Below are 17,737 nucleotides of genomic sequence, written 5' to 3'. Positions count from 1 at the left end.
TTCAGCGGTGGCCGGAGCGTTGGGCGCCGATGCCGGCGGCGACGACGAAGGCGACTCCGGCGACCTGGAGTGGGTGCGGGGTCTGGTGGAGCAGGGTGGCGCCGACGGCGAGGGCGAAGGCGGGTTCCAGGCACATCAGGGTGCCGAAGGCGGCGACGGTGAGGCGGCGCAGGGCGAGCAGTTCCATGGCGAACGGCAGTACCGGCAGCAGCATGGCCAGCCAGGCGGCCTGGGCGATGATGCCCCAGGTCAGGTTGGGCAGGGCCTGGGGTGCGCCGATGACGGCGGCGGCGACGGCGGAGACGGGCATCGCGATGGCCAGGCCCTTGACGCCGCTGAAGCTGTCGCCGACCCGCTGGGTGAGGACGATGTAGCCGGCCCAGCCCGCGGCCGCGACCAGGGCGAGCGCGACGCCCACCAGGTTGATGTCGCCGCGCCAGGGCCTGGTCAGGGCGAGCACGCCGGCCAACGCGAGGGCGGGCCAGAGCAGTCCCCAGCGGCCGCTGCGGCGCAGTACGGCCAGGGACAGCGGGCCGAGGAACTCCAGGGCGACGGCGGTGGCCAGCGGGATGCGGGCGATGGATTCGAAGAAGGCGACGCTCATCGCGGCGCTGACCACGCCGAGGCCGACCGCGCCGAGCAGGTCGTGGCGGGACTGGGCGCGCAGCCAGCGGGGCGAGGGGCGGGCGATGAGCACGAAGGCGAGCGCGGCCCAGCAGCCGCGCAGCCAGGCGGTGCCGGCCGGGCCGATGTCGTCGAACAGGCGGGTGGAGGCGGCCGCGCCGACCTGCACGGAGAGCATCGAACCCATGATCAGCCCGATGGCCGGGGCGGTGCTCTGTGGGCGGGAGGTGCTGGTGGCGATGTCGACGGCGGTCACCACTCCATGTCACCGGACAAAGATCACGCCGTCCACCACGGGTCTGCGGACGGACCGTCCGCGATTCGCGGATGATGGGGGGCGTGGACACCAGGCTGCTGCGCGTGCTCGTCGAGTTGTCGGATCGGGGCACGCTGCGGGCGGTCGCCGAGGCCACCGGGTATGGCACGTCGGCGGTGTCGCAGCAGTTGGCCACGCTGACCCGGGAGGTCGGTGCGCCGCTGGTCGAGCGCACGGGGCGGACGGTCCGGCTGACTCCGGCGGGGCGGCGGCTGGTGACGCACGCGCGGCCGATCCTGGCGGCGGTGGACGCGGCTCGTGCGGCGCTGGCGCGGGGTGGGGAGCCGGGCGGGGCGGTGCACGTGGCGGCGTACGCGTCGGTGCTGTCGGGGGATCTGATCCCGGTGGTGCGGGAGCTGGCGGTGTCGCATCCGGGGTTGCAGCTGCTGCTGCAGGAGCAGGAGCCGCCGGAGGTGGTGCGGCTGCTGGAGGAGGACCGGGTGGACCTCGGGTTCGTGTACGACTACGACCTGGTCCCGCGCGGTTATGACGGGTACACGGTGCGGCAGCTGTGCGAGACGCCGATGGTGCTGGCCGTGCCCGCGGGGCGGGCGCTGCCCGACGTGATCGACGAACCGGGGCGGCTGTGCGCGCTGGCGGGGCAGTCGTGGGTGGTGAACTCGCGCGGCCCGGCCGACGACGAGTTGGCGGTGCGGGTGTGCGCGCTGGCGGCGTACCAGCCGATGATCGAACATCGGGCGGACAGCATGGATCTGGTGCTGGACCTGGTGTCGGCGGACCTGGGGGTGGCGTTGGTGCCCGGTCACCTGCCCGAGCATCCGGGCGTGCGGTACGTGCCGATGCCGGGGGTGCCGGTGCGGCGGCGCATGTTCTCGATCACCAGGCCGGGCCGGGAGCACTGGCCGGCGGTCAGCCTGGTGATCGAGCGGGTCGCCGCGCACGCGCTGGCGGAGCGGTGGCGGTCAGGCCAGCCACTGGTCGTAGGAGAGCCGGGCGATCAGGGCCAGCACGACCACGAGTAGCACGATGCGGACGAACCCGGACCCGCGTTTGATGGCCATCCGGGCGCCGATCTGGGCGCCGATGATGTTGCAGACGGCCATGGCCGCGCCGAGCTGCCACCACACGTGCCCGCCCGCGGCGAACACGATGAGCGCGCCGAGGTTGGTGCCCGCGTTGACGATCTTGGCCATGGCCGAGCCGTGCAGGAAGTCCGCGCCGATGACGGTGGTGAAGGTGAGCACCAGGAACGTGCCGGTGCCGGGTCCGATCATGCCGTCGTACAGGGCGATGAGGCCGCCGGCCAGCGCGACGGCGAGGGCGGCGCGCTGACGGGTGCGGCGTTCGGGGTGGGCGTAGATGCCGTTGTTCGGGCGGAACGTGACGAACAATGCGACGGCGACCAGGATGCCCAGCACGACGGGGCGGTACACGTCCTTGTTGGGGGTCAGCGCGATGGCCAGCCAGGCGCCGATGCCGGAGACGACCACGGCGATCGCCCCGGCGGGCCCGGCGACGCGCCAGTCGATGCGGGTACGCCGCGCGTAGGTGATCGCGGCGCTGGTGGTCCCGGCGATCGCGGTCATCTTGTTGGTGCCCAGGGCGGTCGCCAGCGGCACCTGGGGCAGGCCGATGAGCAGGGCTGGGAGCAGGAGCAGGCCACCTCCGCCGACCACGGCGTCCACCCACCCGGCGGCGGTGGCGGCGGTCAGCAGCAGGCTGAGGCTACCGGCGTCCACGAGCCGGCACGGGGGTGCTGTGGATCATGATTGGCGGCGCTTGGTGGCGAGCCACATCCCGATCGCCCCGATGGCGATGAAGAGCAGCATGAAGCAGACGAGGGCCTTGAACACCCGGCAACCATAGCGACTGCGCCGCCGGTGATCGAGGGCGGCGGTGAGACGGTCTCGGCGAACCTCGCATCGCACGGCGCGGGGCCGGCGTAGGTTGGGTCGTGGTCGACCCCCGGGCCTTAACCGGAATGGGAGGAGTCGACCATGTCGGGTCGCAGCAGGTTCCTGGGCGTCCTCGCCCTGTCCGCCGCCACGGCGCTCGCGGTCGTGGCCACACCGGCGTCAGCAGCGCAGAAACAGACAAAACCGACGATCGTACTGGTGCACGGCGCGTTCGCGGACTCGTCGAGCTGGAACGGCGTCATTCCGATGCTGCAGGCGCAGGGGTATCCCGTGGTGGCGGTGCCGAACGAGCTGCGCAGCGTCAAGGGCGACGCCGCCGAGGTCGCCGCCGTGCTCAAGAGCATCACCGGGCCGATCGTGCTGGTCGGCCACTCCTACGGCGGCAGTGTGATCTCGAACGCGGCCGAGGGCAACCCGAACGTCAAGGCGCTGGTGTACGTGGCGGCGTTCGCGCCCGAGGTGGGCGAGTCGGCGGCGGCGCTGTCGGCGAAGTTCCCGGGCAGCACGCTGGGGCCGGCGCTGGCCAAGCCGGTGGCGCTGCCGGGCGGCGGCAACGACCTGTTCATCGACCAGGCGAAGTTCCACGATCAGTTCGCCGCGGACGTGCCCGCGGCGGAGGCCGCGCTGATGGCGGCGGGCCAGCGGCCGATCACCGAGGCGGCGCTGAACGAGGCGTCGGCGAACGCGGCGTGGAAGAACATCCCGTCGTGGTTCGTGTACGGGTCGGCGGACAAGAACATCCCCGCGCAGGCGCAGGCGTTCATGGCGCAGCGGGCCGGGTCCAAGGAGACGGTCGTCGTCGACGGCGCATCCCACGTCGTGATGGTCTCCCACCCGGACCAGGTGGCGAAGATCATTCAGAACGCCGCCGCCACCGCGACGGAGTAGCCGGTCACGCACGCGGCCGCCGCCCGGGTTCGGACGGCGGCCGCGGGTGCTGCGGCTACTCGTCGCCGAAGCCGAAGTCCATGTCCATGTCGAAGACCTCCTCGGCGACCTCGCCGGCGACCATGCCGCCGAGGAAGCCGGCGGCCGCACCGGCGGCGACGCCGCCCATGCCGTGGCCGCGGTGGCTCTGGTGACCACCGTGCCCGCCGTGGAAGCCGTGCCCGCCGCCATGGCCGTAGCCACCGCCGTGGCCGGAGCCGTGGCGGTCCAGCGCCCCGCGGATCCAGCCGTCGACGACGGCGGGCCAGTCGGTGCGGCCGGCGTCGGCGTGGCCGACGTGGTGGCGGCTGAACGTGTCGTGCGAGCCGAGGAAGCCGCGCTTGTCGAACTCCAGGATCACGTCCATGCCCTGCGGGCTGGTCACGAAGGTCAGCTCCAGCTGGCGCATGCGGCCCGCGTACGCCTGGGACGGGTGGAACTCGATCTCCTGGTAGAACGGCAGCGTCTGGTGCACCCCATGGATGCGGCCGCGCTCCAGGTCGGCGCGGGTGAAGTGGAAGCCGAGCCGGGAGAACGCCTCCATCACCGCGGCCTGCAGCGGCAGCGGCTCGACGCCGACCGGGTCGATGTCGGTCTTGTCCACGGACTTGGCCACCGACAGCTCGGTGCGCACGCCCATGGTCATGCCGTGCAGCGGCGTGCCGTAGAACCGGGTGACCGGGGTCTCCCAGGGCACCTCGATCGAGAACGGCAGGGCCTGCTGCGCACCCGCGGCCAGGCTGAACGAGCCGGTCAGGTGCACCCGGTGGAACTCCACGGTGGTGTCGTACTCGCTGTCGTGGCCTTCGACCTCGACCCGGGTGACCAGGCCGATGGAGACGTATTCGATCAAGGTGTCGTGGTCACCGCCGCGGATGTGCACGGTGCCGCTGAGCGTGCCGCCTGGCTGCACGACGGGGGTCGCGAGCACGGTGTCCACCGACGGGCCGCCGACGCCGAAGGCGGCGAGCATCTTCTTGAAAACCACGGAACTGATCTCCTCTGGGGTGCGGGTCCACTCGACCTGCGCTCATACCTTCCTAGCAGACGAGGTCCAGCGTCGCGCCGCACCAGTGGCGGCGCAGCCAGCGGTCGTGGCTGGCGACCACGATCGCGCCCGGCGCGCGGCCGAGCGCGTCCTCGAGTTCGTCGGCCAGCGCGGGGGACAGGTGGTTGGTGGGTTCGTCGAGCAGCAGCAGGTGCGGCGGGTCGGCGATGAGCAGGGCGAGGGCGACGCGGCGGCGCTGCCCGACGCTGAGCGCGCCGACGGGCCGGTCCAGGTCGCGCGGGGCGACCAGGCCGAGGTCCGCCAGCGGTACGGCGGCGTGGCAGCGCTCGTACAGCGCCCGGGGTGTAGCGGCCGGGTCGTCGAACCGGTCGTCCTGGGCCAGCAGGCCGATCCGCAGTCCGCGGCGGCGGGTGACGCTGCCCTGGGCCGGGCGCAGCTGCCCGGCCAGCACCGACAGCAGCGTGGACTTGCCCGCGCCGTTGGGTCCGGTGATCAGCAGGCGCCCGTCGGCGGGCAGGTCGAGGCGGTCCAGCCGCAGCCGGCCGGGCACGTGCACGTCGCGCAGCGCCAGCGCGGTGTCCTCGGCTGCGGCGGAGGTCAGTGCCGGCGCCTGGAAGTGCAGCAGTGCGGGCGGCTTGCGGATCGGGTCGCGTTCGAGCACGGCCAGGCGCTGGTCGGCGTTGCGAACCCGCCGGGACACCTGGGACTGCACCCGTGCCCCGTGGAAGTTGTAGCCCATCTTGTCGCCGTCGCGCGGGGCCCGGCCCGGGGCGACCTGGCGGGCCGTCGTCGCCGCGGCGGCCCGCAGCGCCTCGACCTCGGCCTGCCGGTCGGCGTACGCGCGCTCCCAGCGGGCTCGCTGCGCCCGTTTGGCCTGCACGTACTGCGTGTAGGCGCCGCCGTAGCGGACCAGGCCGCCGGGGGCGTCGGCGGCGGGGTCCAGGTCGACGATGTCGGTGCAGACCTCGTCGAGGAACACCCGGTCGTGGCTGGCGACCACGACCGCGCCGGGCAGCTGCCGCAGCTGCTGCTCCACGAACGCCACGGCCTCGTCGTCGAGGTGGTTGGTGGGCTCGTCGAGCAGCAGCGCGGCCGGTCGGCGTACCAGCAGCGCGGCCAGGGCGACGCGGGAGCGCTGGCCGCCGGACAGCGTGCCCAGGGTGCGTTCGCGGCTCAGTTCGGCCAGGCCGAGGCCGTGCATGACCAGCTCCGCGCGGCGTTCGGCGTCCCAGGCGTCGAGCTGCTCGGCCCTGGCCAGGGCTTCGCCGTACGCGGCGAGCCGGTCCTCGCCGGTCAGGTCGCGGGCCAGCTCGTCGAGCCGGGCGAGCAGCTCGCGGCTTTCCCGCAGCGCCTCGGCGAGCACGTCGCCGACGGTGTGGCCGGGGGTGTACGGCAGCTCCTGGTGCAGCAGGCCGGTGTCGTCGGGGCGGGTGACCGTCCCGCCGTCGGGGGTGTCGGCGCCGGCGAGCAGGCGCAGCAGCGTGGACTTGCCGGCCCCGTTCTCGCCGACCAGGCCGACGCGGCGGCCCGGGGAGACGGTCAGGCTGACGCCGTCGAGCACGCGTCGGTCACCGAAGAACCTGACAAGATCGACAGCAATGAGGGTTTGCGCAGGCATGAACACCACCGAGAGGTTTTCGGGAGAAGCCTGCCGGGCGTGTGCGACGGCCCCGCGGACGCGGTCGGGCGGGTCGCAGCCTCAGGTCACAGGCCGGTCGGTGATGTCACAGCTCCATAGTGGGGCCAGCTTAACGGCCGGCCCCACTGCGCGGCCAGTGATTTACGCCCGCTCGATCAGCGGCAGGTACTGCGGGTTGTCCTGCACCCAGCGGCGTACGAACGAGCACTGCGGCACCACCTGCACGTCGTCGGCGGCGGCCCCGGCCAGCGCCGCCGCGCACAGCAGCGCGCCGATGCCGCGCCCGCGCGCCTCCGGCTCGACCCCGGTGTGGTCGAACACGATCGACCCCGGCTTGCGGTGGTACGTCAGCACGCCCAGCAGGCGGCCGCCTTCACGCGCCTCGTACCGGCTGCTCTCGGGCACCTCGATGACCTCGACCTGGGTCACGACCGTCTCCTTCGCACCTGATGTCACAGCGTGGGCAGCGGCGCGAGCTTGTCCAGCTCGGCCAGCTCCGCCGCGGTCGGCTCCCAGTCGGCCGCGGCCGCGTTCGCGGCGATCTGCGCGGGGCTGGTCGCCCCGGCGATGACCGACCCGCAGCCCGGCTGCGCCGCCAGCCAGCCGATCGCGACCTTGCCCAGCTCGTGGCCGTTGGCCTCGGCCCAGCCCGCGAGCGCCTCGACGGTGTCCATGCGCTCGGCGGTGATGAACCCGGCCTGGTCCTTGGCCAGCCGGCTGTCCGACGGCGCGTCCTGACCCCGGCGGACCTTGCCCGTCAGCAGGCCGTTCGCGAGGGGGAAGAACGGCAGCACCCCCAGCCCGAAGTGCCGCGCCGCGGGCACGACCTCGAGCTCGCTGCCGCGCTCCAGCATCGACCAGTGGTTCTGCGCGCTGACGAACGGCGTCACGCCCATCGCCTCGGCCAGCCGCGCCGCGTCGGCGATCTGCCAGCCCGCGAACTGCGAGCTGCCGATGTATCGCACCTTGCCCTCGACGACCAGCTCGTGCAGCGCCGCCAGGGTCTCCGCCAGCGGCGTCTGCGGGTCCGGCGTGTGCAGCTGGTACAGGTCGATGTGGTCGGTGTTCAGCCGCCGCAGCGACTCCTCGACCGCCCGGCGGATGTACTTGCGCCCGCCCTTGGCGCCCGCGGCCGGCCCGTAGCCCATGTCCGCGCCCTGGTGGCCGAACTTGGTGGCCAGCACCACCTGGTCACGGCGTCCCTTGAGGACGTCGCCGAGCATCGACTCCGACGCCCCGATCGCGGTCGCCCGGCCGTAGATGTCCGCGGTGTCGAAGAACGTGATCCCCGCGTCGATCGCGGCGTCGACCACGGCACGCGTGCCGTCCAGGTCGAGCCGCCATCCGAAGTTGTTGCACCCCAGCCCGACCGCCGAAACGACCAGCCCCGACTTTCCCAGTGCCCGATAACGCATGATCGCCACACTATCTCGCTCGGCCGGGGTCCCCACCTGGGCGTCCGGGCGTGCCACGGCGTCAGGGGGTGAAGCGGGACAGCAGGTCCTGGGCGGCGCGGTCGACGGCGTCGCCGTTGCCGGGGTCGGGGACCTTGATCTGCGCGCCGGTGACGGTGTACCACTCCTCGGCGCCCTTGTACTGCGCCCGCAGCCGCACCGTGCCGTCGGACCCGATCTTCGGTTCCAGCGTCAGCTCACCGGTGATCGTCCCGACCTCGTCGGTCATCACCCCGCCGGGGGGCGCCACCACATCCTTCGTCATGCCGTTGCCCATACCCGGCCGTCCTCGGCCGAACCCGCCCGGCGTGAGGGCGGGGCGTCGGCGCGGGACGGGAGCGTGGCTCACCTCTCGTTATGCTCCCGCGGTGCCGTTGACCTTTCCCTCGCATCTGGCACCGGTGCTGCCGCTGAAACTGTGGCGGCCGCGCTGGTTCGACGGCGTGGCACTGGCCGCGGGCGCGGTCGCGCCCGACGTCGCCTACCTGGCGCTGGACGCCGACGGCCGACTGTTCGCCGACACCCACACGTGGCAGGCGCTGCTGTGGTGGTGCCTGCCGGTGGCGCTGGCATACACGTGGGCGGTCCGGCGCACGATCGCCACAGTCGCCGTGCACCTGCCCGACAGCCGACGTTTCACCTGGCGGGCGTACGCGGAACTGGCCCACCACCGCCACCGGTGGCCGATCACCGCCGGTTCGTGCCTGCTCGGCGCGGCGAGCCACGTCGCGTGGGACCACCTCACCCACACCGACGGCTGGATTCACGTCGTGTTCGGCGTGCGCTGGGCGGACGTCAGCCCGATCCCCTGGTGGACGGTGTCCGACCTGACGAGCACGGTTATCGGCGCGGCCGTCGTGGTCGCCGTCGCGGCCCGTGCGGCCCGGCGCGACCGGACCGCCGCGACCGTGGCGGCCGGCCCGGACGTCAGCGCCGGAGGCGGCATGACCAGCGGTTCCGCGCTGCCCGAGGCCAGGCCACGGATCTTCTGGACGGCGGCGGCCGTGGCAGCGGCAGCGGGCCTGGCCGCGGTGCCGTCGCTGCCGGGCGCGGGGGTTCCGGCAGCCACGGGGGTACGGCTGCTGCACGTCGCCGCCGCAGCCCTGCTGCTCGGGGCACTGGCCGTGCGGGTCTCGACCCGGCGGCGCAGCGCGCCACCACGGCCCGGGTCGGCGCACCTTGACCCGGCAGGCCCGCCGCGCAGCTGACGGAGCGGCTGCTCGATGGACGCCGCGATGCGGAACAGGTCAGACGATCTTGCAGATCCCGGTGGCGGTCGCGATCACGATCTTGACGGTGGACCCGGCCGAAACGACGGTGCCACCAGCGGGCGTCTGCTCAAGCACGTGGCACTTGTCGGGTGTCGACCGGTACGTGATGTCCGCCGCCAGGCCGAGGCGCCGCATCGCCTCCGTCACCTCCACCTCCCGCCAGCCGAACATGCCCGGCACGGTCCGGGTCGTGGACTGCGGTTGCGGCGAGGCGGCGGGGCTCGCGGGGACGGCGGGGTCCGGTGCGGGCGAGTTCGCGGGGGCGTCCGAGGGTTCGGTCGCGCCCGCGCTGGTCGGTCGCGCCTGGTGCGTCGGCGTCGGCCCCGCCGAGGGGCCCGCCGCCTGCGTCGTACCAGCGACGGCAGAGCCGGACGCGGCCACCGGCGGGGAGCCTTCGGGACTGCGCGCCTGCGGGTCCTCGGCACCGCCCCGGGTCAGCGCGAAGGCGACCAGGGCCACCAGTGGCAGCGCGGCCGCGGCGGCGACCGTCACCTGCCTGCTGCGGCGGGCGCGGGTGACCACGGCAGGAGTGCCCTCGGTCGCGACCTGGGGGAGCGCCGGACCCTGCGTCCCGGCTGCGGCCTGGCCGCCCACCTCGCTGATCGCCGCCGAGGCGGCCTGGGACAGTGCGGCCGCGCTGGGCCACCGCTGCGCCGGGTCCTTGGCCAGCGCCCGCATCACCACGGCCTGGACCGGCTCGGGAACACTTGGCGGCAGCTCCGGCGGCAGCTCGTGCACCTGCTGGATCGCCACCGCGAACGGCGTCTCCCCGGTGAACGGCCGGCGCTGCGTCAGCATCTCGTAGGCGACCACACCCAGGGCGTACACATCGGTCGCCGGGCCGATGTCCGCGCCGGTCACCTGCTCCGGGGCCAGATAGGACGCGGTGCCGAAGATCTCCCCGGCGGCGGTGAGCTGGTCGGCCGCGACGATCCGGGCGATGCCGAAGTCGGTCAGCGCCAGCCGCCCGTCCGGGCGCAGCAGCAGGTTCGCCGGTTTCACGTCACGGTGGACGATTCCCTGCAGGTGCGCGGCGTGAATGGCGTCGGCCGCCTGGGCAAGCAGCCGCATCGCCTGCGCGGGCTCCAGCGGGCCGGCCCGGCGCACCAGCGACAGCAGCGATTCGCCCTCGACGAACTGCATCACCAGGTAGGCGATGCCGTCGGCCTGGCCGTAGTCGTAGATCTCGACGATGCCCGGATCGCTGAGCGCCGCCATCGCCTGCGCCTCGGCCCGGAACCGGGCGGCGAAGCCGGGATCGGCGGCCAGGTTCGGCAGCAGCACCTTCACCGCCACCCGGCGGGCCAGCACCGTGTCCTCGGCGCTCCACACCTCACCCATGCCGCCGCGGGCGATCAGCGTCTTGAGGGTGTACCGGCCGCCGAGCGTCGTCCCCGGATCAAGCATGAGGGGAAGCCTTCGGTATCGGCCACCGTCAGTCAAACCTCCTGGTCATTCGGCGAGAGCCGCCAGGGCGTCGTCGGTGACCCGGTACACGGTCCAGTCGTCCATCGGCTTGGCGCCGATCGAGCGGTAGAAGTCGATCGCGGGAGTGTTCCAGTTCAGCACCCACCACTGCAGGCGGGTGTAGCCGCGCTCGTTGCAGATGCGGGCCAGTTCGCGCAGCAGGGCCTTGCCGTGGCCCCGGCCGCGGGCCGCCGGGCGCACGTACAGGTCCTCCAGGTAGATGCCGTGCACGCCGTGCCAGGTGGAGAAGTTCAGGAACCACATCGCCATGCCGACCGGCTCGCCGGTCTCGTCGTCGACGGCCAGGTGCGCGAACGCCGCCGGGTGCGGGCCGAACAGCGCCTCGTGCAGCTGCGCGGGTGTCGCCTTGGCCTCCTGCGGGGCCTTCTCGTACTCGGCCAGCTCGCGGATCAGGTCGATGAGCACCGGGACGTCGGCCGGCACAGCGGGGCGGATCATGGCGGGGACGATACTCGGTGGCCGTCCGGGCGAGGCCCACTAGGCTGGCCGGATGGGCACCGTACTCTCCGTGAACCTGGGCAAGGCCCGGCACTGCGACGCCGCCGACGTCGGCGTCACCGCGATCGACAAGCACCCGGTCGCCGGGTCGGTCGAACTGCGCGCGCCGGGGCCGAAGGAGGGCGGGCTGGGCAGCGGCGTGGTCGGTGACGAGATCTGCGACCAGCGCCACCACGGCGGCGACGACCAGGCCGTGTACGCGTACGCCCGGGAGGATCTCGACGGCTGGGCGGCGGAACTGGGGCGGGACATCCCCGGCGGCATGTTCGGGGAGAACCTGACCACGTCCGGCATCGACGTGAACGGGGCGCGCATCGGCGAGCGGTGGCAGGTCGGCGATGAGGCGGTGCTGGAGGTGGCGCTGCCGCGTATCCCGTGCCGCACGTTCGCCGACCAGATGCGCGAGCAGGGCTGGATCAAGACGTTCACGCAGCGCGCCCTGCCGGGGGCATACCTGCGCGTGGTCGTGCCCGGCCGGGTGCGGCAGGGCGACCCGGTCACCGTGCTGCACCGCCCCGACCACGACGTGACCGTGGCGCTGACCTTCCGCGCGCTGACCCTGGAGTCCGAGTTGCTGCCGCAACTGCTGGCCGCCGACGCCCTGCCCGAGAAGGTCCGCGAGAAGGCCCGCCTGCGTACAGCTCGGTGACGGCGGCGTCGAACCGGCATAGGCTCCCCGGGTGACCGCCGAGTTCGCCGCCAATCAGGCCGATGACTCTGCAGATGGGTCGCGGGCTTGCGACGAGGGCACCGCAAGCCAGGTCCGCGAGGCGACCCGACGCGCACTGGCGGCGGTCGGTGTCGAACAGGTGCCACTTGACGAGTACGAACGCATAGCGCGTTCGGTCTTCGAAGCAGACGTACGGCGCTCCGACCCAGACCGGCGGCGTCGGCTCGACGAACGTCTGGCCGAGTACACGCGGCGGTGAACTAGAACTGATCAGGCGTGCAGGGTGCCGTCGAGCACGGTGACGGCGCGGCCGGTCAGTTCGACGCGGTCGCCGCGCAGTGCCGTGCGGACCAGCCCGGACCGGGCCGAGGCCTGCAGGCCGACCAGCTCGTCGCGGCCGAGCCGTGACGCCCACAGCGGCGCGAGCGCGGTGTGGGCGCTGCCGGTCACCGGGTCCTCCGGGACGCCGACGGCCGGGCCGAAGAACCGTGACACGAAGTCGTATCCCGACGCCGGGTCGGCGGCGGCCGCCGTCACGATCACCCCACGGGTGGCCAGCGCCGCGACCCGGCTCAGGTCCGGCCGCAGGCCGCGGACCGTCTGCTCGTCGGCGACCTCGACGAGCAGGTCGCCCAGCGCTGGGCCGGTCTCGTACGCGGCGAGCACCGGTGCGCCCAGCGCCTCGGCGACCCCGACCGGCTCGACGGGGGTCAGCGGCGATACCGGGAAGTCCAGGGTGATGTCCCCGTCCTCGGCGACGGCGGTGGTCAGGATCCCGCTGCGGCTGTCGAACGCGACCACGTCGCCGATCAGCTTGTCCTCGACCAGGGCGTGGGCCATGGCCAGGGTGGCGTGGCCGCACAGGTTCACCTCGCACAGCGGCGTGAACCAGCGCAGCGCCCAGTCCTGCCCGCCGCGCGGGTGCGCGAACGCGGTCTCGGCTAGGTTCATCTCGGCCGCTACGCGCTGCATCCACGTCTCGTCCGGGAACGTGTCCGCGTCGAGCACGACGACGCCGGCCGGGTTGCCGCCGAACGGCCGGTCGGTGAACGCGTCGATGATCCTTATCCGCATACCGGCACCTTAACCTGGTCGTCGTCGGCCGCGGCACGGCCAATCGCGTGTCGGTGGACCGGTCCGTGTCGCCGCGCCGGGCCGGGTCAGCCGTCCTGCTGCCACAGCTCGATGTCGTCGTGCCCGGCCCGCGACTGCGACAGGTCGGGCGCGGGGCGCCCGGATCGGCGGGCGAACTCGGCCACGGCCGCGGCGAACCCCTCGTCGCTGTCGAGGACGGTCAGGTAGTGGCCGTACACGAGGTCGACGGTCAGTTCGAGGTGGTCGATGTCGGCGATCTCGACCACGAACCGGGAGACCGAGGCGCGGTGGACGTCGCGCCATTCGACCTCGAAGATCGAGCCGTCGTGCTCGACGCGTACGCCCCGGTCGTCGACGGCCACCGCGCGGCGCGGCGGCGGCGCCGGGTCGGGCCGGGTGCCGGTGCGCAGCGGGCGGTAGTAGGAGTCGACGGCGGGCTGGCCGGTGTAGTTCGGGCCGGCCTGGTCGTCGGCTCCGGCGTACTCCAGCGGCAGGTCCAGCACGGCCGGGCCGGTGCGGGTGACGATGCGGCGGCGGGCGTCGTAGGCGACCCCGGCCTCGCGCAGCAGCCGCCGGACCAGCTGCGTCGCCGGTGTCCCGTCGACCAGCCGGATGCTCGCCAGGTCCAGGTGCGCGGCGAACACGCCACCCGGCGCCAGCCAGGTCAGCGCACGGGCCAGCACGCCGAGCTTGTCGCCCACGTAGTGCAGCCCGTGCACGCAGGTGATCAGGTCGAACGTCCGGTCCGGCTGCCACTGCGAGAGCGAGGCGGTGACCAGAGTCAGGCCGTCCACCCCGGTCGCCTGCGGGTCGAAGTGGTCGACCAGGTCCACGCCGACCAACTCCAGGCCGTCCGGCGCCTGCCGGGCGGCCTGGGCCAACGCCCGGCCCTGGCCGCAGCACAGGTCCAGCCACGCCGCCGCACCGTGCTCCGCGAGGCGCGACCGGAGCCGGTCCAGCGGATGCAAGCCCAGGTCACGGGCGTAGCTGTTGACGCCGTCGAGCCCGCGTTCGCGGTTCATCGCGTTGTTCGCCACCACCGAGGACCGCTGCAGGGCCTCGTCGTCGAGAAGACGCATGGCCGCAGATCATGCCACGGTCGTCCGGCGGCCGCGCCCCGCGCGGGGCGACGGTCAGCGCCAGCGGCGCAGCAGCCACCGGCGCAGCAGCGGCGGCACGACCCACGAGTAGACGCACAGCGCGAACCACGCCAGGCCGGCCACCGTCGCCAGCGGGTACAGCCCGAGCGCACGCAGGCCGTAGATGACGACGATCGCGGCGATCCACGTCTTGACCGCCCCGAACCGGGCGAAGGGGCGCACCGGCAGCATCAACGGGTGCAGCGCGATCCGCGCCTCGTATGCGGCCTTCGCGTAGTCGCGGTCGGCCGGGTCGTTCGCGACCGCCTGGCGCAGCCCCGAGTAGGCCGAGCGCACCTGCCCGCGGGCCGCGCTGGTGCCGCCGAGCAGGGCGTGCGCCTGCGCGTTCTCGGGATGCGCGGCGACGAACTCGCGACTGATCCGCTGCGCGAGCGCGTCGTCGCCGCTCGCGTGGGCGAGCTGCACCCGGGTCGCGTACACCGTCGGGGCGTCGGGTTGCTGCGCCGCGGCCAGGTCGACGAGGCGGCGGGCCTTGTCGAGCTGCCCGTGCTCCAGGCACAGCCGGGCGTACACGCACAGCAGGCTGACGTCCTCCGGCGCGATCGCGAGCCCGTCGAGCAGCGCCCGCTCGGCGGTCTCGTGCCGGCCCAGCCGGTACTCGGCGAAGCCGAGTTGGCAGAGCAGATCCGGGTCGGGGCCGCCGGCGGCGAGCCCGGCCCGGGCCGCGTCGCCCGCCTCGGTCCAGCGTTCGAGCTGGAGCAGCGCGGCCGCGCGCAGCTCGAACACGATCGCCGACACGGCGTCGGACTCGGGCAGCACCGCGAGCTCGCGCAGCGCCTCCTCGGGCCGGTCGGCCGCCAGCAGTGCGTGCGCGCGCATCAGCGCCGGGGCGTAGGCGTGCTCGGTCATCAGTCCACCACCACTGCGATCAGGATGTTCTCGAGGATGCCGCAGCCGATGACGGCGGCCAGACCGGGGCCGAAGAGGCTCGCGGGTTCGCGGTCGCCGTACTCGTACGCCCGGAATGCCTTCTTCTGGGTCGCGGCCACGACGCCCCAGACGGCGAGCCCGAAGAGGGTGCCCAACGTCCGGGCCCCCGCCTGCCCGCCGAACAGGCCGGCCACGACCAGCCGGGCGACGACGGCGGCCAGCCCTGCCGCGGCCACGGCCAGCTGCTGGTTGCGGCCCAGCGCCAGGCGGCGCGCGTTGAGCACCCCGAGCACCGTCACGGCCAGCGGGCCGCCGAAGAACGCCGGGTAGACGATCGAGGAGGGCCGCCACGGCGGCACGGCGAGCACCTGGCGGGAGCCGATGGTCGGCTGGAACAGGTCGTCGTTCATGAGGGGTCCTAGGGCAGGGGCGTTGCCGGTTCGAGTCGGCACAGCATAATGGCACGCCATGAGCTCCTCGCTGATCGAAAGTCTGCTCGCGGCCGTCGCCGCCCGCCCCGACGACGTGCCGCTGCGGCTGCACGTCGCCGAGCTGCTGGTCGCCGCGGACCGGTCGGGGGAGGCGATCGCGCAGCTCGCGGCGGTGCTGGCGCAGCAGCCGCAGCACGAGCAGGCGCAGGCGCTGATGGCTCGCGCCCTCGGCGGCCCCGGACCCGCTGCCGTGCAGACGCCTGCCGACGTGCAGCCCGGTCCGTCGGAGCCGGACACCGATCGTGCCGAGGGCGGGCGGCCCGCCGCATCGCGCGGCGACCTGGACTGGAAGGCGTACGAGGAGCAGTTCGCCGACTCGGTGCCGCCGCGTTTCGCGGCCGCCGACGACGAGCCCGAGGCTGTGCAGGGCGACGGCGACCGGGTCATCGACGTCGAGACCAGCGACGTGCGGCTCGCCGACGTCGGCGGCATGGTCGACGTCAAGAAGCGCCTGGAGCTGGCATTCCTCGCGCCGATGAAGAACCCGAAACTGCGCGAGCTGTACGGCAAGAGCCTGCGCGGCGGCCTGCTGCTCTACGGCCCGCCCGGCTGCGGCAAGACGTTCCTGGCCCGCGCGGTCGCCGGGGAGATGGGCGCGAAGTTCACCACGATCTCGCTGGTCGACGTGCTGAACATGTGGATCGGGGAGTCCGAGCGCAACCTGCACGAGATCTTCGAGACGGCCCGGCGCAACGCCCCGTGCGTGATCTTCCTCGACGAGGTCGACGCGCTCGGCCACAAGCGCAGCCAGATGAAGTCCTCGGCGATGCGCACCCTCGGCAACCAGCTGCTGGCCGAGCTGGACGGCATGGAGGGCGCCAACGAGGGCGTGTTCGTGCTGGCCGCGACCAACGCTCCGTGGGACGTCGACCCGGCCCTGCGCCGCCCCGGCCGGCTGGACCGCACCGTGCTGGTCGCCCCGCCCGATGCCACCGCCCGCCGGTCGATCATCGAGTACCACCTGCGGCAGCGGCCCATCGCGGGCATCGACCTGAAGAAGCTGGCCGCGTCGACGGAGCAGTTCTCCGGCGCGGACCTGGCGCACCTGTGCGAGACCGCCACCGAGTACGCCATGCACGCGTCCATCACCAGCGGCGACCTGCGGATGATCGAGCAGCGCGACTTCGAGGCGGCGCTGCGCGAGGTGCGCCCGTCCACGGGGCCGTGGTTCACCACCGCCCGCAACGTGGCGATGTTCGCCAACGAGGGCGGCGCGTACGACGAGCTGGTCACCTACCTGAAGAAGCAGAAACTGCTGTAGGCGCACTGGCGCCGGGCGGCTACGGTCGGCGTCTACACCGGCTGGACGCATCGGGGGCTCGACGGCGTGCATCACTTCGGGACGACTTTGCGCCATGCGTTCCTTGAACAGCCCGGCGTGCCGCGGAGCGGTCGAGCATGAGTCGGTGGTGGACGCCGATTCGTGAGTGGAGCTTCGTGGGCACGGCTTCCGGGTTCTGCTTCCTTTGCTATGTCTGCCTTCACCTGTTCGTGCCGGACGGGTTCGTGCGGTCCCACCTGTTTCTGCCGCTGATCGCGGCCATGCTCGGCCTGGGATCCGTGCAGCGACATCTGTCGGACCGTGAGCCGATCGAACCTTCGCCCCGTCCGGGGTCGACGCCGCTCCGCAGGTACGGAATGTGGGCGGTTCCGGTGCTGTACACGCTGGGAATCGTGCTGATCGACCGGCTCGTGCCCCTCGCCGAGGGCGGGGTGTGGCGCGAAACGCTGGCGCTGGTGCTCGCGGTGATCGCGCTCGGCGCGGTGGCGCTCGCGGCCTACCGGGCGATGGCGGCCACGCGCCCGCGCCCGGCCAAGCCGCTGGAGCCGGCGGCCCCCGTCGCGGAGCGGGCGAAGATCGTGCGAGAGCCGCTGGCGAAACCGCATGTCGTCCGGGTCGTGTCATGGCGGGCGACGCCGGTGAACCAGGACGGCGGCGGGGTTCTGACGTGGGACGACGGCACGCGATGTCGTAAGGTGCGGACTTCTGCGCAGCTGCAGGCAGAGTTGTTGCGGCTGCACCTGAGCACGGTCACCCTGCCGAGGTTCGCCGAGTTCACACCCGACGAAGGCGTGACGGTGCGGATCAGCCTCGGCGTAGAGCGGAGTGTGCTGGTGACCGAGCCGGGCGACCTACGGCGGCAGCAGGTGGTGACGATGGACGGGTTGAGCACGTTCTGGGTGGCCTTCGCCGACACGCGGGTGCATGTCTATCCGCCGGAGGCGTACCTGCCCATGGAACTCGCGATGGAAGTCCTGCGCAGGTACTGCGCGACCGGCGAACTGCCGGGCGTCACGATGGAGCCGGCGGTCGGCGAGCGGGCCGAGTAAGTCGGCGGATCCGCCTG

20 protein-coding genes are annotated in these 17,737 nt (G+C 73.1%); 7 read left to right on the top strand and 13 right to left on the bottom strand.

Annotated elements, in window-relative coordinates; genetic code table 11:
* Position 1: 1 nt before the first annotated feature.
* On the bottom strand, positions 2-880 hold the full coding sequence (locus F9C41_RS25765; RefSeq protein ID WP_230690015.1) for an EamA family transporter: 879 nt from the start codon (positions 878-880) through the stop codon (positions 2-4).
* An 83-nt stretch (positions 881-963) separates the two neighbouring features.
* Here F9C41_RS25765 and F9C41_RS25760 point away from each other — a divergent pair, with 83 nt between their 5' ends.
* Positions 964-1,923: a LysR family transcriptional regulator gene (locus tag F9C41_RS25760; protein WP_155389414.1), complete on the top strand. Its 960-nt coding sequence runs from the start codon at positions 964-966 to the stop codon at positions 1,921-1,923.
* Here F9C41_RS25760 and F9C41_RS25755 read toward each other — a convergent pair.
* On the bottom strand, positions 1,864-2,640 hold the full coding sequence (locus F9C41_RS25755; RefSeq protein ID WP_155389413.1) for a sulfite exporter TauE/SafE family protein: 777 nt from the start codon (positions 2,638-2,640) through the stop codon (positions 1,864-1,866). The genes F9C41_RS25760 and F9C41_RS25755 overlap by 60 nt on opposite strands.
* Positions 2,641-2,898: 258 nt before the next feature.
* Between F9C41_RS25755 and F9C41_RS25750 the strand changes: the two genes are divergently transcribed.
* Complete coding sequence (locus F9C41_RS25750; RefSeq protein WP_155389412.1) at positions 2,899-3,705, top strand: alpha/beta fold hydrolase; 807 nt, start codon at positions 2,899-2,901, stop codon at positions 3,703-3,705.
* 55 nt (positions 3,706-3,760) lie between these two features.
* Here F9C41_RS25750 and F9C41_RS25745 read toward each other — a convergent pair whose 3' ends face one another.
* The 5 genes from F9C41_RS25745 to F9C41_RS25725 form a co-directional block, all read right to left on the bottom strand.
* The gene (locus tag F9C41_RS25745) at positions 3,761-4,732 is read right to left on the bottom strand and encodes a sporulation protein (RefSeq protein WP_155389411.1); all 972 of its coding nucleotides are present in this window, start codon (positions 4,730-4,732) and stop codon (positions 3,761-3,763) included.
* A 52-nt stretch (positions 4,733-4,784) separates the two neighbouring features.
* Positions 4,785-6,371, bottom strand: coding sequence for an ABC-F family ATP-binding cassette domain-containing protein (locus F9C41_RS25740; RefSeq protein WP_155389410.1), 1,587 nt, complete (start codon positions 6,369-6,371; stop codon positions 4,785-4,787).
* Positions 6,372-6,533: 162 nt separating this feature from the next.
* Positions 6,534-6,821 (bottom strand): GNAT family N-acetyltransferase, encoded by a 288-nt coding sequence (locus F9C41_RS25735; protein WP_196279945.1) that lies wholly within the window; start codon positions 6,819-6,821, stop codon positions 6,534-6,536.
* A 23-nt stretch (positions 6,822-6,844) separates the two neighbouring features.
* Positions 6,845-7,807 carry an aldo/keto reductase gene (locus F9C41_RS25730; protein ID WP_155389408.1) on the bottom strand — a complete coding sequence of 321 codons (963 nt, stop codon included), beginning with the start codon at positions 7,805-7,807 and terminating at the stop codon, positions 6,845-6,847.
* Between the two features lie 61 nt (positions 7,808-7,868).
* A complete protein-coding gene (locus F9C41_RS25725) occupies positions 7,869-8,111 on the bottom strand; it encodes a hypothetical protein (RefSeq protein ID WP_230690014.1) in 243 nt (80 codons plus the stop codon).
* A gap of 103 nt (positions 8,112-8,214) precedes the next feature.
* On the opposite strand from F9C41_RS25725, the gene F9C41_RS25720 reads away from it, so the two are divergent.
* Positions 8,215-9,054: a DUF4184 family protein gene (locus tag F9C41_RS25720; RefSeq protein ID WP_196279944.1), complete on the top strand. Its 840-nt coding sequence runs from the start codon at positions 8,215-8,217 to the stop codon at positions 9,052-9,054.
* Between the two features lie 39 nt (positions 9,055-9,093).
* On the opposite strand, the gene F9C41_RS25715 is transcribed toward F9C41_RS25720, so the two are convergent.
* The gene (locus F9C41_RS25715) at positions 9,094-10,524 is read right to left on the bottom strand and encodes a serine/threonine-protein kinase (RefSeq protein WP_155389405.1); all 1,431 of its coding nucleotides are present in this window, start codon (positions 10,522-10,524) and stop codon (positions 9,094-9,096) included.
* A gap of 45 nt (positions 10,525-10,569) precedes the next feature.
* Complete coding sequence (locus F9C41_RS25710; RefSeq protein ID WP_155389404.1) at positions 10,570-11,043, bottom strand: GNAT family N-acetyltransferase; 474 nt, start codon at positions 11,041-11,043, stop codon at positions 10,570-10,572.
* A gap of 52 nt (positions 11,044-11,095) precedes the next feature.
* On the opposite strand from F9C41_RS25710, the gene F9C41_RS25705 reads away from it, so the two are divergent.
* Positions 11,096-11,752, top strand: a complete 657-nt coding sequence (locus F9C41_RS25705; protein WP_155389403.1) for an MOSC domain-containing protein — start codon at positions 11,096-11,098, stop codon at positions 11,750-11,752.
* 31 nt (positions 11,753-11,783) lie between these two features.
* Positions 11,784-12,032 (top strand): hypothetical protein, encoded by a 249-nt coding sequence (locus F9C41_RS25700; RefSeq protein WP_155389402.1) that lies wholly within the window; start codon positions 11,784-11,786, stop codon positions 12,030-12,032.
* An 11-nt stretch (positions 12,033-12,043) separates the two neighbouring features.
* On the opposite strand, the gene F9C41_RS25695 is transcribed toward F9C41_RS25700, so the two are convergent.
* The 4 genes from F9C41_RS25695 to F9C41_RS25680 form a co-directional block, all read right to left on the bottom strand.
* Positions 12,044-12,847 carry a PhzF family phenazine biosynthesis protein gene (locus F9C41_RS25695; protein WP_155389401.1) on the bottom strand — a complete coding sequence of 268 codons (804 nt, stop codon included), beginning with the start codon at positions 12,845-12,847 and terminating at the stop codon, positions 12,044-12,046.
* A gap of 86 nt (positions 12,848-12,933) precedes the next feature.
* The gene (locus F9C41_RS25690) at positions 12,934-13,947 is read right to left on the bottom strand and encodes a class I SAM-dependent methyltransferase (RefSeq protein WP_230690013.1); all 1,014 of its coding nucleotides are present in this window, start codon (positions 13,945-13,947) and stop codon (positions 12,934-12,936) included.
* Positions 13,948-14,001: 54 nt separating this feature from the next.
* A complete protein-coding gene (locus tag F9C41_RS25685; protein WP_155389400.1) occupies positions 14,002-14,877 on the bottom strand; it encodes a tetratricopeptide repeat protein in 876 nt (291 codons plus the stop codon).
* Positions 14,877-15,308 carry a hypothetical protein gene (locus tag F9C41_RS25680; RefSeq protein ID WP_155389399.1) on the bottom strand — a complete coding sequence of 144 codons (432 nt, stop codon included), beginning with the start codon at positions 15,306-15,308 and terminating at the stop codon, positions 14,877-14,879. The genes F9C41_RS25685 and F9C41_RS25680 overlap by 1 nt, the downstream gene beginning before the upstream one ends.
* Before the next feature lie 58 nt (positions 15,309-15,366).
* Here F9C41_RS25680 and F9C41_RS25675 point away from each other — a divergent pair, with 58 nt between their 5' ends.
* Both F9C41_RS25675 and F9C41_RS25670 read left to right on the top strand, forming a co-directional pair.
* Positions 15,367-16,650 (top strand): tetratricopeptide repeat protein, encoded by a 1,284-nt coding sequence (locus tag F9C41_RS25675; protein ID WP_155389398.1) that lies wholly within the window; start codon positions 15,367-15,369, stop codon positions 16,648-16,650.
* A 176-nt stretch (positions 16,651-16,826) separates the two neighbouring features.
* The gene (locus F9C41_RS25670; RefSeq protein ID WP_155389397.1) at positions 16,827-17,720 is read left to right on the top strand and encodes a hypothetical protein; all 894 of its coding nucleotides are present in this window, start codon (positions 16,827-16,829) and stop codon (positions 17,718-17,720) included.
* Positions 17,721-17,737 lie beyond the last annotated feature (17 nt).

The organism is Catellatospora paridis, assembly GCF_009720365.1.
Taxonomy (GTDB): domain Bacteria; phylum Actinomycetota; class Actinomycetes; order Mycobacteriales; family Micromonosporaceae; genus Catellatospora; species Catellatospora paridis.
The sequence above is the reverse complement of the archived record's forward strand: the minus strand, read 5'-3'. Positions and strand labels throughout refer to the sequence as shown.

Bases quoted from the DNA above. Each gene is read 5' to 3' on its own strand.
- F9C41_RS25710 (WP_155389404.1), bottom strand. From the start codon at position 11,043: ATGATCCGCCCCGCTGTGCCGGCCGACGTCCCGGTGCTCATCGACCTG.
- F9C41_RS25695 (WP_155389401.1), bottom strand. From the start codon at position 12,847: ATGCGGATAAGGATCATCGACGCGTTCACCGACCGGCCGTTCGGCGGC.
- F9C41_RS25750 (WP_155389412.1), top strand. From the start codon at position 2,899: ATGTCGGGTCGCAGCAGGTTCCTGGGCGTCCTCGCCCTGTCCGCCGCC.
- F9C41_RS25690 (WP_230690013.1), bottom strand. From the start codon at position 13,947: ATGCGTCTTCTCGACGACGAGGCCCTGCAGCGGTCCTCGGTGGTGGCG.
- F9C41_RS25675 (WP_155389398.1), top strand. From the start codon at position 15,367: ATGAGCTCCTCGCTGATCGAAAGTCTGCTCGCGGCCGTCGCCGCCCGC.
- F9C41_RS25715 (WP_155389405.1), bottom strand. From the start codon at position 10,524: ATGCTTGATCCGGGGACGACGCTCGGCGGCCGGTACACCCTCAAGACG.
- F9C41_RS25730 (WP_155389408.1), bottom strand. From the start codon at position 7,807: ATGCGTTATCGGGCACTGGGAAAGTCGGGGCTGGTCGTTTCGGCGGTC.
- F9C41_RS25685 (WP_155389400.1), bottom strand. From the start codon at position 14,877: ATGACCGAGCACGCCTACGCCCCGGCGCTGATGCGCGCGCACGCACTG.
- F9C41_RS25740 (WP_155389410.1), bottom strand. From the start codon at position 6,371: ATGCCTGCGCAAACCCTCATTGCTGTCGATCTTGTCAGGTTCTTCGGT.
- F9C41_RS25725 (WP_230690014.1), bottom strand. From the start codon at position 8,111: ATGACGAAGGATGTGGTGGCGCCCCCCGGCGGGGTGATGACCGACGAG.
- F9C41_RS25705 (WP_155389403.1), top strand. From the start codon at position 11,096: ATGGGCACCGTACTCTCCGTGAACCTGGGCAAGGCCCGGCACTGCGAC.
- F9C41_RS25680 (WP_155389399.1), bottom strand. From the start codon at position 15,308: ATGAACGACGACCTGTTCCAGCCGACCATCGGCTCCCGCCAGGTGCTC.